The 13777-nt window shown below is 75.6% G+C and carries 11 protein-coding genes; 2 read left to right on the top strand and 9 right to left on the bottom strand.

Annotated elements, in window-relative coordinates; all coding sequences use genetic code 11:
• Positions 1-174: 174 nt before the first annotated feature.
• From NX801_RS22565 to NX801_RS22530, 8 genes are all read right to left on the bottom strand, one after another.
• Positions 175-1764, bottom strand: coding sequence for an aspartate aminotransferase family protein (locus NX801_RS22565; protein ID WP_258789657.1), 1590 nt, complete (start codon positions 1762-1764; stop codon positions 175-177).
• A gap of 511 nt (positions 1765-2275) precedes the next feature.
• Positions 2276-4558, bottom strand: coding sequence for a BTAD domain-containing putative transcriptional regulator (locus tag NX801_RS22560; protein ID WP_258789656.1), 2283 nt, complete (start codon positions 4556-4558; stop codon positions 2276-2278).
• A 236-nt stretch (positions 4559-4794) separates the two neighbouring features.
• Positions 4795-5577: a thioesterase II family protein gene (locus NX801_RS22555; RefSeq protein ID WP_258789654.1), complete on the bottom strand. Its 783-nt coding sequence runs from the start codon at positions 5575-5577 to the stop codon at positions 4795-4797.
• A 297-nt stretch (positions 5578-5874) separates the two neighbouring features.
• Positions 5875-6567, bottom strand: coding sequence for a ScbR family autoregulator-binding transcription factor (locus NX801_RS22550; RefSeq protein WP_258789653.1), 693 nt, complete (start codon positions 6565-6567; stop codon positions 5875-5877).
• Between the two features lie 691 nt (positions 6568-7258).
• A complete protein-coding gene (locus NX801_RS22545; RefSeq protein WP_258789652.1) occupies positions 7259-7636 on the bottom strand; it encodes a GntR family transcriptional regulator in 378 nt (125 codons plus the stop codon).
• A complete protein-coding gene (locus NX801_RS22540; protein ID WP_258789651.1) occupies positions 7633-8151 on the bottom strand; it encodes a HEAT repeat domain-containing protein in 519 nt (172 codons plus the stop codon). The genes NX801_RS22545 and NX801_RS22540 overlap by 4 nt, the downstream gene beginning before the upstream one ends.
• Before the next feature lie 53 nt (positions 8152-8204).
• Positions 8205-8657 (bottom strand): GNAT family N-acetyltransferase, encoded by a 453-nt coding sequence (locus NX801_RS22535; RefSeq protein WP_258789650.1) that lies wholly within the window; start codon positions 8655-8657, stop codon positions 8205-8207.
• Between the two features lie 53 nt (positions 8658-8710).
• Positions 8711-10126, bottom strand: coding sequence for an amidase (locus NX801_RS22530; protein ID WP_258789649.1), 1416 nt, complete (start codon positions 10124-10126; stop codon positions 8711-8713).
• A 160-nt stretch (positions 10127-10286) separates the two neighbouring features.
• Between NX801_RS22530 and NX801_RS22525 the strand changes: the two genes are divergently transcribed.
• Together NX801_RS22525 and NX801_RS22520 are read left to right on the top strand one after the other, a co-directional pair.
• Positions 10287-10949 (top strand): TetR/AcrR family transcriptional regulator, encoded by a 663-nt coding sequence (locus NX801_RS22525; RefSeq protein ID WP_258789648.1) that lies wholly within the window; start codon positions 10287-10289, stop codon positions 10947-10949.
• Positions 10950-11331: 382 nt separating this feature from the next.
• Positions 11332-12483 carry a lytic polysaccharide monooxygenase gene (locus tag NX801_RS22520; RefSeq protein WP_258789647.1) on the top strand — a complete coding sequence of 384 codons (1152 nt, stop codon included), beginning with the start codon at positions 11332-11334 and terminating at the stop codon, positions 12481-12483.
• 193 nt (positions 12484-12676) lie between these two features.
• Here the strand turns inward: NX801_RS22520 and NX801_RS22515 are convergent, their stop codons facing one another.
• On the bottom strand, positions 12677-13531 hold the full coding sequence (locus NX801_RS22515; protein ID WP_258789646.1) for an AfsR/SARP family transcriptional regulator: 855 nt from the start codon (positions 13529-13531) through the stop codon (positions 12677-12679).
• Between the last annotated feature and the right edge of the window lie 246 nt (positions 13532-13777).

Genomic DNA, 13777 nt, shown 5'->3' with positions numbered 1-13777 from the left:
GGGGGGCGGGGGGGGGGGGGGGGGGGCGGGGGGGGGGGGGGGGGGGGGGGGGGGGGGGGGGGGGGCCCGCGGGGGGGGGGGGGGGGGGGGGGGGGGGGGGGGGGGGGGGGGGGGGGGGGGGGGGGGGGGGGGGGGGGGGGGGGGGGGGGGGGCGGGGCGGTGGCGCCCGCGCGGTCAGGAGGAGGTGACGAGGCGGTCCGACGCCCGGTCGCGGACGAGGGCGCAGACATCGGTGAGGGCCGTCTCCAGGCGGCCGATCTCCTCGTCCGTCAGCAGCAGGGACGGCTCGAAGCGCAGCGTGTGGGGGGCGCTGGCGGTGGGGAAGGTCCGGATCCGGTGGGCGTGCAGCAGATGACCGGCGAGCACATAGCCGATCATCCCGGTGCGGGCCGCCTCACCGAGGACCTGGTCCGGGGAGTCGGACTGGTCGCGGAACTCGAAGCCGAGCATCAGGCCCCGGCCGCGTACCTCGGCGGCCACGGTGGGGAAGGCCAGCCGCACCCGGTCGAGCATCGCCTTCAGCGCCTCGCCCCGTTCGGCGGCCCGGCGGTAGGCGCTGCCGCCGTCGGCCTCCAGCAGTTCGAGCACCTTGAGCGCGATGTGGCAGGAGAAGCTGTCCTTGGCGAACGTGGAGCTGTGCACCAGCTCGAACTGCGGCCGGTAGCAGGACTCGTGGACGAGCATCACGGACGCCTTGGCGATGCCGCCGCCCAGCGACTTGGCGAGGACGTAGTAGTCGCCGCGCAGGCCCAGGGCGGCGCTGGCCAGCAGGGCGCCGGTGCGGCCCATGCCGCTCTGCACCTCGTCCACGACGACCGGGCAGCCGGTGGCCGCGCGGAACTCGTCGACGGCCCGGGCGCCTTCCTGGGTGAGCGGCCGGATGCCGCCCTCGCCCTGGATCGGCTCCAGCAGGAAGGCGCAGAAGACCGGGGCCCGGTGCTCGGCCAGCCGGATCTCGCCGTCCTCCACGACCGGCTCCAGCAGGGTGGCGCCCTCCTCCGCCGCGATCTCCTTCAGCAGATCGGCGCGGCCCTCGGGGACGAAGCGGGTCCGCACGCCGAGGGCGTCGAACGGCTCCCGGTAGCCCGGGTTGTGGGTGAGCTGGACGCTGCCCATGAGCTTGCCGTGGAAGCCGCCCTCCAGGGCGAGGAAGAGCGGCGGCCGGGAACCGGGCTCGGCGTTGTGCGCGGCGACCGCCGCGAGCACGGCCTCGGTCCGGTCCTGGCCGGCGGCCGGGGGCTCGGTCCGGAGCCGGGTGAACAGGCTGTCCGGGACGACCGCCGAGCCGTCCGCCACGGCCTCCCGGGCCCGCTCGGCGCCGGCCGCGATCCGCTCCAGCAGCTCCCCGAGCCGGAGCACCCGGTCCAGCTCGGCGTGCTTGACGGCCGCCTCGATGGCCTCGGCACCGCTGTTGGCGAAGGTGGCGTAGTACGGCTCGGTGGTGCCGGTCTCCCGGTGCACGATCCGGTTCAGCTCGGCGGCCAGCCGGTTGGCGTAGGGGTGCGAGGAGAACTGCGCGTGCACCGGGGTGCCCTCGTCGAGCAACTGCCGGGCGCGGGCGATGATTTCCGGGTGGCTGTGGCCGAAGAGCAGGGAGCCGTAGCCGCCCGCGAAGTCGAGCACCGGGATCTCCTGGCCGTCCGCGCCCAGCCGGAAGAGCGTGTTGCCCTCGCCACGCACGTACTCCACGTCCAGACCGGCCGTGCCCAGCAGCGCCCGCAGGTTGGGTTCGGCGAGCTCGGTCGCGGCATAGTCGGAATTCATGTCTCGCTCCTTGTCCGATGCGGCGGAATGCCCGCACCGTCGACCGTTCGATCGTTCTCGATGCCCGGCATGTCCTCCCCGCCATCCTGGGCCGGGCGATTCCAGCGCACGGTCACGAGCCGGTCACTCGCCCGGTACGGGGCGGTGGTGGGCGGTCGGTTACCCACGGGTGGGGGCGGGGCCTTGGGAGGGTGTGGGCAGGGGCCGGGGCCGGGGAGGCCCACGGGTGCGGGCGGGCAGGGGCCCGGCCTCGGGCGGGCCGGGGTTCCCGGAAGCCGGGGCGCCGGGAGGACCGGGCACGGGGCGGGGCAGGACCCGGAGGGCCGGGCGGGGCAAGCCGGGGGCCCGGGAGGGCCGGGACCAGGGAGGCCCCCGGGCCCAGGTGGACAAGGGCCCCGGGGCCCGGGCTCCGGACGGGCCGGGCCCCCGGGGCAGCGGGCAGCGGGCAGCGGGCAGCGGGCAGCGGGCAGCGGGGCCATGGAGCGGCCCCGGCGCCGACAGGGCGGGAGAGCTACCGGCCGACGGTCTGGGCGCCCTCGCTGCGGGCGGCCGACAGCAGGAACTCCACCAGCTGTTCCCGGGTGAAGCGCTCCGGCCGGTCCAGGGTGACCGTGGACGCGTGGTTCTTGCCGCCCGCCCAGCCCGGCCGGCGCCGCAGCAGCCCGGGGTGGGCGGAGGCGACGACGAAGAGGGCGCGCGGTCCGGCGGACTCGGCCAGCCCCTCGATGACGTCCAGCACGAAGTCCTCGGCGTGGTGGAGGTCGTCCAGGCACAGCACCACGGGCGCGTGCTGGGCCGCCTCCCGGAAGAACTCGCCCCAGGCGGCCACGACTTCCTCCGGGCAGACCACACCGAGCAGCGCCTCCGCGCCGGTGCCGAGCAGCGGCAGCAACTGGGCCAGCATCAGGTCCGCGTCCCCCTCGCCGGGGAACAGGGCCCGCACCCGCTCACCCAGGGCGCGCCGCGCCGCCACCGGATCGTCACCGGGACGGATCCCGCAGTAGGCGGCGAGGATCTGCGCCGGAGCCGCCAGCGCGTCTCCCTGTCCGGGTTCCGGGGTGCGTCCGGTCAGCACGACGGGGGCGTCGTCGAGCCCGCCGGCCCACCGGGCGAACTCCCCCAGCAGCCGGCTCTTGCCGGTGCCGTGCTCGCCGAGCACGGTGAACAGATACGGCACGGTGCGGTGCCTGCTGCGCTGCATCAGCCCGCGCAGCACGTCGAGTTCATAGGTCAGGCCGCATTCGCCGGTGGCACCGGCCAGCCCGTCGGGTTCCCCGCGCACCCCGGTCACCTGCCAGCCCCGGGCCACCGCACGGTAGTTGACGTTCTCGGTGGTGGCGCGGCGTACCGCCTCGCTGGTCCACACCTCACCGACGGGCACCGCCGCCAGCAGGGTCTCGGCCTCGTCCAGTACGACGCCGACCACCATCGGGGCCTCCTCGCCGCCCCGGCGCCGCAGCAGGACGTCGCCGGCCGTCACCGCCGTACGCACGGTGAGTTCGGCGCCCTCGGTCTCGGTGCAGCGCGCCACGTCGAGCTTGTCCCGGATCGCCAGGGCGGCGAGCACGGCGCGGCGGCTGTCGTCCTCCCGGGATTCCCGCAGCCCGAAGAGGGCGAGGATGGTCGAGCCGAAGGAGGCGGTCACCGTGCCGCCGAAGTGTTCGATGTGCTCCCGCACCACGGAGGCGGTGCCGTCCAGCAGTTCGTCCAGGCGCTCGCTGCCCGCGCCGCCCAGGGTGGGCGCCAGCCGGGTGCGTACGGCGACGACGCTGACCCGGCGGCGGTCGGGCGCGGCCGGCTGCTCCGGGGCCGGCGCGGTGGGCGCGGCGGGGCGGGGCGGTGTCCCGGTGGCCTCGGCCGGCGCGGGAACGGGAGCGGGAACGGGCCCGGCGGAGGCCGGGGCGGGGGCGGGGGCAGGAACGACGGGGGCCGGGACGGTGGAGGCGGCGGGGCGGCGGAACCGGTCCAGGTCCACCGCCTGGCCGGCGGGGACGCGCGATCCGGCCGGCTCCGGCTCGGTCAGGAACAGCTCCGGGTCCTGGGTCAGGATGGCGTGCTGGAGCCGCTGGAGCCGCCGGCTCGGTTCCAGGCCGAGATCCTCCACGAGGGCGGAGCGGATGCGGCTGTAGACGTTCAGCGCGTCCGCCTGCCGGCCGCACCGGTAGAGCGCCAGCATGAGCTGGCCGCAGCAGCGTTCGCGCAGCGGCTCGGCGTCAGCCATGGTCTCCAGGCCGGACAGGATCGCGTGGTGGCGGCCGCAGGCGAGCTGCGCCTCGAAGTAGTCCTCCATCACGTCGAGCCGGGTGTTCTGCACCGCGATCAGCTCGGGCCAGTCGGTCCCGGTCTCCACCAGGTCGGCCAGCGCCCGGCCCCGCCAGAGCGCCAGGGCGTCCCGCAACAGCCGGGCGGCCGGCTCGTGTTCGCCGAGCGCCAGCTTCTCCCGGCCCTCGGCCACCCACCGGTGGAAGCGGTGCAGGTCCACCCGGTCGGGGTCGACCCGGAGCATGTAGCCGGGCGGCTGGGTCAGCAGCGCCGGTGCGCCCGGAGCGGTGCGGCCCGGTATCCCGCCGATCTCCGGGGAGAGCACCCCGCGCAGCCGGTAGACCGCGTTCTGGAGGATCTTGCGCGCGGTCGTGGGGGCGTCGTCCAGACCCCACAGCGCGTTCATCAACTGGCTGGTGGCGACGACCCGGTTGGCCTGGAGAAGCAGGAAGCCCAGGGTGGCGCGCTGCTTGATGCCCCCGAGCACCACCGCTCCACCGTCGTCGCCGAGGATCTCCATCGGGCCCAGCATCCGGAATTCCATTGTGCCTCCAGGGCGTGGTCGAGGCGTGGGCACGGCTCTCCGGGCCTGAGCGGAGATGGTGCCGGACTGGTTGATGACCATTCTGCGACAGGCCGCTCCAAACCCACACAAAACTGGGCCTCGTCGCCCTGAAGTGCCTGCTCGGAACATTCGCGGCACCGATACCGGTACCGGTACCGGCGGTGGTGTCGGCACCGACGGCGGTACCGGCCGGGCCGGGGCGGTTATCGGGTGCGGACGCCGGCCCCGGCCGGGGTGTGCCGGGCGAGGGTGCGGGTGATGGCGTCGGCCACCCCGCCGAGGTGCTCGTCCAGATAGAAGTGGCCGCCGGTGAAGGTGTGCATGCCGGTCGGTCCGGTGGTGAACTCCCGCCAGGCCAGCGCCTCCTGCGGGTGGACCACCGGGTCGGCGTCACCGATCAGCACGGTGAGGGGCGTGTCCAGCGGCGGGCGCTCGCGCCAGGCGTAGGAGCCGATGGCCCGGTAGTCGGCCCGCAGCGCGGGCATCACCATGTCCCGCAGCTCGGGGTCGTCCAGGACCGCCGGGGTGGTGCCGCCGAGCCGCCGGACGGCCGCGAGGATGTCGGCGTCGGTGAGCAGCCGGTCGTGGGGCGAGGGCACCGGCCGGGGCGCCTGCCGCCCGGAGAGGATCAGCGCCGCCGGCCCCGGAGCGCCCCGGTCGGCCAGACGGGCCGCCGTCTCGTAGGCCAGCAGCGCGCCCATGCTGTGCCCGAAGAAGGCGTAGACCCCGTCGACATGGGTCTCCACCTCCTGGGCCAGGGCGTCCGCGAGCCGCCCGATGTCGGCGACCGGTTCCTCCTGGCGCCGGTCCTGCCGCCCCGGATACTGCACGGCCAGGACCTCGACGGCCGGGGCCAGCGTCCGGGAGAGCCTGATGTACGAGCTGGCCGCGCCGCCCGCGTGCGGGAAGCAGACGAGCCGCACCGAGCCGGGCGCCTCCGGACCGCCGCCGAAGGAGTCGTACCTGCGGAACCACGCGCCTGCCACGTCGGTCTTCCTTCCGTCCCACCGCCCGGCCCCTGGCGGACCGGTCCGCGCCCATACTCCGGCGCGGTGCTCAAAGGGAGCACAAACACCGCTCCGAGCAGCGGGTACGGCCCCTCCGGGCACCCGCGCGGGGACGGCACCGCCCCGGTCCGGGCGGTGCCGGGCCGGGGCGTCCGGGAGGGTGGGATCGGGGGGACCGGAGAGCCGGGCAGCGGTGGAACCGGACGAGCCGGGCCGGGCGGTGGCGCCGGCCGGGCCGGGGCCCAAGCGGTGGCGCCGGCGGAGTCGTGAGGGGGATCAGGCGACCCCGCAGATCTCCGGGTAGTCGCCGGCGCCGCCCAGGGCCGCCGTCCCGGCGGAGAGCGGCAGGTGCGTGCTGTCGGGGTCGATCAGGTTCCGCACCGGCTCGGCCGCGATCCGGGGCATGAACAGCCGCCAGAATCGGCTCAGTTCGTCCCGCAGACCTTGTCCCGCGTCACCGTCGGAGCCGCCCCTGAGCACCTCGAACCCCGCGAGTACGGCCGTGATCGGGGAGACGACGTCCTTGGGTGCCACGTCCGGGGCGAGGTCGCCCCGGTCGCGGGCGACGTTCAGCATCAGCTCCACCCAGTCCTGCCACTGGCCCCACAGAGCGACGCAGCTCTGCCAGGTCGCGTCCCGCCCCAGACCGAAGCCGGCCCGCAGCACGGGGTCCTCCGCGAGGCTCCGGGCGAGCGCGTGCGAGGTGTCGACCAGCAGTTGCAGGGGTGCCGGGTGCCGGAGCTGCACATGCCCCGTGACCCGCAACAGGCTCTCGGCAGCCGCTAGTTCCACTGCCTCGCCCAGGGCCTGCTTGTTGCGGAAGTGGAAGGTGAGCCCGCCCGTACTCACACCGGCGCGGGCGCTGATCGTGGTGAGCGACGCCTCCGCGAACCCGGTCCTGCCGATGACCTCGGCGGCCGAGCGAATCAGATCTTGGCGTGTGCAGAACGCACGGTACTGCTTGGTCATCGAAGGGCTCCGGAGGGACGACGGACGAACGGTGGTGTGCGCGAGCACCGTGCACGGCGCCTGCGCCGGCCGGACCCACGGAGCCCGGCCGGGTGTCGCCTCCGGAGGGCGGACCCGGAGGGCGGGCGATGGACCCGGGGGCAACGTGACGGACCGCACAGGAACGCCTGCACAGTGTGCGACTGTATCCGCACAAGAGCAGGACCGACAGGTCGGTTTGCGGCTGTTTTGGAACTGACGCACGGGGTCGCGCGCACACCGTGTCCACCGCACCGATCATGACAGCGGATCCTGCTCCTCCGCTCCCCCTCACGCACCCACCGACCCCCTGATCACCAGGGATTGGACCCGGAGTTGGATCCGGTGGGCCCGCGCGGGCCGAGTGTCCCGGGCTCCTGGGACAGCACTCAAAAGCCGGTCAAAGCCCCCGGTGTTTATGACATTCTTCGCGCCACCCGCTGGGAATGGGGCCCTGGCGCGGGTGAGGCTTCGGACCGGAGCACCGGCGCTCCGTGCGTGCCTCACGACCCTCCACGGGCCCGCGCCGGCTCCCGCCACGATCGGGTCCGCGCGGATGTGCGCCGCCGGACGACCGGCGCCGTGGCCGGCCGGACCGACCTCTTCTGCCCCCTGCGCGGTCGGTCCGGCCCCTTATCCCCACCCTCCGGGGGCGGTTCGCCGCCCCTCGGGGTCACTCGTCCGGGTAGGCCACCCGCAGCGCGTCCTCGACGGCGGCCAGGGCGGCGGCCCGGCCGAGACCCAGCCGGCGCGCCTCGGTGGCGTACGCGACGGCCGCGGCGGCGGCCCGGCGGGCGGCGGCGTCCCCGGCCGCGGCCACGAAGGTGCCGGCCCGGCCCCGGGTCTCCACCACCCCGTCCGCCTCCAGCGCCCGGTACGCCTTGGCCACCGTGTTGGCGGCGAGGCCCAGTTCCTCCGCCAGCGCCCGGACCGGCGGCAGCCGGTATCCCACCGGCAGCCCTCCGGACCGCGCCTGCTCCGCGATCTGGGCCCGCAGTTGTTCGTACGGCGCGGCCGGCGCGCCCGGGTCGATGACGATGTTCAAGGTCACGGAGAGATTCTGCCCCGCCGCCCGTCCGGGACGCGGCCAGGCGGTGGTACGGCCGTGGCGAGCGGCTCGGTGCCGGTGCGGAGAAGCTCCCGACCATGAGCGGCCGCCGCCCGGACCGACTCGGCGGGATCCTCGACGGCCCGGTCGGCCAGAATCCCCTCGGCACCGGCCTCGGCGGGCCAGACCAGGGCGACCAGCCGCACCAGAGAGGCCCGCTCCTCGTCGGAGGGGTCGGCGGTGGCCCCGTCCCGCACCAGGGGCCAGGCCCGCTCCGGGTAGCGGACTACCAGGGCGCGGAACGCCGCCCGGCGCACTGCGGGGTCGGTATCGGTGGCGGCCGTCAGGACGGTGTCCAGCACCCCCGGGGTGCCGGACCAGTGGTCGGCCAGGGTCCACAGGGCGGCGGGACGCCCGGGTGCGGCGGCGTCGGTCGCGAGGGCCAGCACCGCGTCGAACGCCTCCGGGCGCTCCGGCCACCACTCGCCCCGGTGCTGCGGTGGTGGGTGGCAACCCACTGAGGGACGGAGACCCATTGGGCCGGCGAGCTGCGAGCGGCGAACCGGGCGCCTCAGCCGAGCCGTTTGCGGTAGTGGAAGCGGTCGTACGGGCCGTCCACCCGGCGCTCCACCAGTTCATAGCCGTACCGGGAGTAGAGCCGCTGGTTCTCCCACATCAGGGCGTTGGTGTAGAGCCGGATCTCGGGGAGCCCGAGGCCGGTCGCGTACTCCTCGGCGAAGGCGAGCAGCCGCCGCCCCAGGCCGGTGCCGTGCTGGTCGGGGTGGACCGCGACCGACTCCAGGAACAGGTGGTCCGGATGTGGCACCAGCACGATGACGCCCCGGATCTCCCGCTCGCCGGTCACGAACACCCGGCCGGCCGCGACATCGGCCGCGTGGTCCGCCTCCATGGGCGCGGGGACGACCCCGATGCGGTCGATGTAGTGCCGGTAGGCGGCATCGGTGACGGCCCGGACGGCCGGGACGTCGGCCGGGGTGGCGGGGCGGGGCGAGTCGGGTTCCATGCCGGTGACGGTACGCGCCGGCGCCCGCGGTGGATCACCCGGTCCGGCCCCGGTCAGCCGCGTGGATCGAGCGGGGTGAGCACGCCGAGGCGGTCCTCGATCGCCTGGGCGGCCGCCAGGCAGAGGTCCTCCCGGAAGGCGCGGCCGACGAGCTGTACCCCGCAGGGCAGCCCGTCGGCCGTCCCGGTCGGCACGGCGACGGCGGGCACGCCCACGAAACTGGTCGCGGTGCACAGCCGCATGGCGGAGGTGACGCGCTCGTGTCCGGCCCGGTCCCGGGACTCCAGGCCCGGTTCGACGGGCGGTTCGGTGAACACCGGGCCGAGCAGCAGCGGATGGCGGTCCAGGAACTCGGCCCAGGAGCGCCGCAGACCCAGCCAGGTACCCATCAGCCGGACCAGACCGGCGGCGTCGGCCGGACGGGTGCGCTCCATGGCCATGGCGATGTACCGGTCGCCACCCGCCCCGAGGAGGCCGCGCACCTGGGGCCAGGTGGGGGCGAACTCCGTGAGGGTGAGCAGCTGGTACGCCTCCAGCGTCTCGTCGAGCCGGGGCACGTCGGCCACCTCGCGCACGTCGTACCCGGCGTCCCGCAGGGCCTCGGCCGCGGTCTCGACGGCGGCCCGGACGGTGGGGTGGACGCCGTGCCCACCGGGGTCGGCCACCACGGCGACCGGCACCGGGCCCGGCAGCGGCGGCCCGTGGACCGGCACCGGCACCGCCCGGGGGTCGCGCGGATCCGTCCCGGCCAACAGCTCGTGGGCCAGCCGCAGATCGGCCACGCTCCGGGCCAGCGGGCCGTCGGTGACCAGCGCCTGGCTCGCCGGGCCCGGGTCGTCGGGGCCGAAGGCGCGGTGGTCGGCGGGGTACCGGCCGGCGGTCGGCTTCAGCCCGGCCACCCCGCAGAAGGCGGCCGGGATCCGCACCGAGCCCCCGGAGTCGTTGCCGAGGCCGAGCGGGACCATCCCGGTGGCCACCGCCGCCCCGTCCCCGCCACTGGTGCCACCGGGGGTCCGGCCGGGGTGCCAGGGGTTGACGGTGTCCCCGAACAGCTCGCTGCGGGTGTGCATTCCGGCGAGCACCAGGGTCGGCATGTTGCTGTGCCCGATCGGAACGGCACCGGCCGCCCGGAGCCGGGCCACCGGGGGTGCGTCGGCCGGGGCGACCAGGTCCCGGAAGCGCGGAACGCCGAAGGTGGTGGGCACCCCCTCGACGGCGGTGGTCTCCTTCACCGTGAACGGCACTCCCGCCAGCGGCCCCGGGTCCTCGCCCGCCGCCCGCCGCCGGTCGGTCCCGGCCGCTGCCGCGCGGGCGCGCTCGGCGAGGAGCTGAGTGACCGCGTTGATCCGGGGGTTGACCTCCGCGATCCGCTCCAGGTGGCTGTCGACCAGCTCCACGGCGGAGACCTCCCCGCTCCGCACGGCCGCCGCCTGCTCCGTGGCGGTCAGTCGCCACAGGGTGTCCGTCATCCCGTCCCCGCTCCCTTCGCTCCCGGCCCGCTCTCCGGACCCGCACGTATCGATGCGCTTGCATCGGAACTGTAGCGGGGATAGCGATGCAAGCGCATCGGTATATTCGGGGGTGGCCGGTGACACGGGGACGGCGAAGAGGACGAGAGGGGTGGCGGGCGTGCCGAGACAGGTGGACCAGGAGGAGCGGCGCCGGACGATCGCGGAGGCCGTCTGCCGGCTGGCCGACGAACTCGGCCTGGAGGGTGTGACGCTGCGCGATGTGGCGGACCGGGCGGGGCTCTCCATGGGCGCGGTGCAGCGGTGCTTCCGCACCAAGGACGAGATGCTGGTCTTCGCCCTCCGGTACGTGGGCGCCCGGGTGGCCGATCGGGTCCGGGCCCAGATCGCCGCGAGCCCCGCCCAGTCGGCCCGCTCCCGGCTCGGCCATGTCGTCACCGAGGTGGCGTTGCTCGGCGCGGAGCGGCGGGCGGAGGCGCGGGTCTGGCTGGCCTTCGTCGCACAGGCGGCCGTCGCACCCGCCCTCGCGGAGGTGCTGCGCGCCGACTACGCCGCCCTGCACCGCGTCCTCACCGCCCTGGTCGCGGAGGCCACGGGGGCGGGCGACGGCGCCGACGGGGCACCGGGGCCGGAGCGGGAGGCCCGGGCCCTGCTGGCACTGGCGGACGGGCTGACCGCCCAGGTCCTGGTCGGCCATCTCACCGCGCCGGAGGCCCGGGAGGTGCTGCACCACCAGCTGACCGCCCTCTGGGAGCGGGGCGCCCGGCCGCCGGAGGCCCCGGCCACCTCCGCCACCCGGGACCGTGCCACGCCCGGGCGGTGACCGCCGGAGGACGTACGGGACGGTGACCGCCGGAAGGCGTACGGGACGGTGACCGTCTGCGGGGGCCGCGTGCTCGGGCCCGCACCGGCCCGCCGGGGCCGTTTCCGATGCGGCGCTTAGCGGTCCCTTAAGAGCACCATAAAGATCGCCAACCACGGCTCCTAGCAGGCGTTTTGGCGGTCCGGACGGGCTAACTTGCTTGCGCCGGGGCCGGTTCCGGCGCGTCGGTGCCGCAGCCCACGGGGGGCCGCGCCGCCGTGCGGTCGGCCCCGGGGGCCGGACGGTTCCCCCAGTGCCTCCGGCCCCACCGTACGTTTCGCCCGTCCGGCGGCCGCGGTTCGCGCCGCGCCCGTCGTCGGCACCGCTCGAAGGAGACCCCCACATGACCGCTCGCCGCACGGCCGCCACCGCCGCCTTCCTCGCCGTGGGGCCGCTGGCGCTGGCCGGGCTCACCGCCACGCCCGCCGTCGCGCACGGTTCCATGACCGACCCGGTCAGCCGGGTGTCCGCCTGCTTCGCGGAGGGCCCCGAGCACCCGAGGTCGGCGGCGTGCAAGGCGCTGGTGGCGGCGGGCGGGACGCAGCCGCTCTACGACTGGAACGAGGTCAACATCGGCGACGCGGCCGGCAACCACCGGCGGATCATCCCGGACGGCAAGCTGTGCAGCGCCAACCGGGCCAAGTACCGGGGGCTGGACCTGCCGCGCACGGACTGGCCGTCGTCCTCGCTCACGGCCGGGAAGCACACCTTCCACTACAAGGCGACCGCCCCGCACAAGGGCACCTTCGAGCTGTACCTCACCAAGGCCGGTTACGACCCCTCGAAGCCGCTGAAGTGGTCCGATCTGGAGGCCAAGCCGTTCGTCAAGGTCACCAACCCGAAGCTGGTCGGCGGGGAGTACGTCTTCGACGGCACCGTGCCCGCGCGCTCCGGCCGCCACCTGGTCTACTCGATCTGGCAGCGCTCGGACTCGCCGGAGGCGTTCTACACCTGCTCCGACGTGGTGTTCGGCGGCAAGGGCGGGGCCAAGCCGGGCGCTCCGGCCGCCGCGGCCCCGTCCGACCGGCAGATCGAGGCGGGCACCGAGCACTCCACCGTGGACCACGGCGGGCACGGCGGCGACGCCTCCGCGCACGGTTCCGCCCACGGGCAGCACCAGGCCCCGGCCGCCGCTCCGGCACCGGCCAAGAACGCGGGCGAGGAGACAGGCGAGAAGGCGGGCGAGCTCAAGGCGGCGGAGTCCCCGGCGGGCCAGGAGGCACAGGCAGCCCAGGGTGCCGGGGACCCGGCGAAGACGGCGGCCGGGCAGTCCCTGGCCGGGGACGGCGGCAACGCCCCGCAGCCGCAGGGCGCCGCCGAGCCGGTGGCCGCCCCCGCCACCGCCCCCGCCACCGAGAATCTCGCCCAGACCGGCGGCGACTCCACCACGCCGTACCTCGCGGTGGGCGGCGCGGCCGTGCTGGCGACCGGGGCCGCGGTGCTCTTCGCGTCCACCCGCCGCCGGGCCGGCGCGGCGGGGCGCGACGGCCGCTGACACCAACCGGCGGCGGTCGGCAGGTACATCGGCAGGAACCACAGGAACAGGGGTACGGGGTGGGCCCGTCCGGGAGGCGTCCGGACGGGCCCGCCCCGCACCCGTACCCCCGCGCCCCGTCTCCCCGCACCCGTACCCCCGGGCCCGTACCCCCGCGCCCCGTCCCCGTGTGCCCCCTGGAGAGGCCCCCGGTTCAGCCGCTCGCCGGGGCCTGCGGCACGGGGGCGCCCAGGACGGAGAGCCGGCTGTCGTCCTGCCGCAGGATCGCGGTCTGGAGCCGGCGCAGCCGGGGGCCGGGGTCCATGCCGAGTTCCTCCGAGAGCAGCCCGCGCAGCTTCGCGTACCGCTGGAGCGCCTCGGCCGGCCGGCCCGACAGATAGAGCGCGTGCATCAGCAGCTCCCAGGTCACCTCCCGGAGCGGGTTGCGAGCGGTCAGCTCCTCGGCGGACAGCACCGCCTCCTCCAGGTTGCCCTCGTGCACCAGGATGGTCACCCGCAACTCCCGTCCCAACAGGCGGGCTTCTTCGAGCCGGGTGATCTCCTGGGCGGCGAAGGGATGGTCCACGGCATCGGCCAGCGCCGCGCCCCGCCAGAGGCCCAGCGCCGTGTCGATCTCCTGGCGCGCCGCACCGACACGCCCCTCGCCGAGCAGCCGCCGGGCGCGCCCCAGGGCCCGTTCGAACCCCACGGCGTCCTGGGCCTCGGGGGGCACCCGCAGGGCGTACCCCATGGGCTCCCGCACCAGCACGCCCGCCTTTCCGCGCCGGGCCCGCTGGGGCTCCAGCGCGTCGCGCAGCCTGCTGATGTGGGCGTGCACCGAGGAGACGGCGCCCCTGGGCGGACGGCCGGGCCACAGATCGTCGCAGAGCGACTCCAGCGGTATGGCGTGCCCGCGCTCCAGCAGCAGCCGGATGAGCAGCACACGGCGCTTCGGGGGGCCGATGTCCAGGACCTCGTCCCCGGAGCGCGCCACCAGGGGTCCCAGCAGCCCGAATTCCAGCGGAGGCGTTGGTGCGGTCCGCTCGCCCTGCACGGATAACAAGTTCATCGGCGCATTCAGTTTCGTTCTCGGCACCCGTGGCTCGTACCTCATGACGCGTACGGTCCCGAGTGGACCTGGCAGGGACGGATCGTGCGGTGCCGGAGGGGGACGGCAGGCGGCAGGGACGGAAAGGGCGGGGAAGGCGGGATGGGAGGAGAGCGGGAACGCGGCGTACACGGGGGCTCCGGGGGCGAACAGCCGGCGGAGGCCGTGGCCGGTCCTGATCGGCCGCCCGAATGGTACACGCCCCGA

It is taken from the genome of Streptomyces pyxinae (assembly GCF_024756275.1).
Taxonomy (GTDB): domain Bacteria; phylum Actinomycetota; class Actinomycetes; order Streptomycetales; family Streptomycetaceae; genus Streptomyces; species Streptomyces pyxinae.
This window is presented reverse-complemented; position numbering and strand designations above follow the sequence as displayed.

Excerpts from the sequence above, each read along its gene's own strand:
- NX801_RS22565 (WP_258789657.1), bottom strand. The coding sequence starts at position 1,764 with ATGAATTCCGACTATGCCGCGACCGAGCTCGCCGAACCCAACCTGCGG.
- NX801_RS22560 (WP_258789656.1), bottom strand. The coding sequence starts at position 4,558 with ATGCTGGGCCCGATGGAGATCCTCGGCGACGACGGTGGAGCGGTGGTG.
- NX801_RS22550 (WP_258789653.1), bottom strand. The coding sequence starts at position 6,567 with ATGACCAAGCAGTACCGTGCGTTCTGCACACGCCAAGATCTGATTCGC.
- NX801_RS22535 (WP_258789650.1), bottom strand. The coding sequence starts at position 8,657 with ATGGAACCCGACTCGCCCCGCCCCGCCACCCCGGCCGACGTCCCGGCC.
- NX801_RS22530 (WP_258789649.1), bottom strand. The coding sequence starts at position 10,126 with ATGACGGACACCCTGTGGCGACTGACCGCCACGGAGCAGGCGGCGGCC.
- NX801_RS22520 (WP_258789647.1), top strand. The coding sequence starts at position 11,332 with ATGACCGCTCGCCGCACGGCCGCCACCGCCGCCTTCCTCGCCGTGGGG.
- NX801_RS22515 (WP_258789646.1), bottom strand. The coding sequence starts at position 13,531 with ATGAACTTGTTATCCGTGCAGGGCGAGCGGACCGCACCAACGCCTCCG.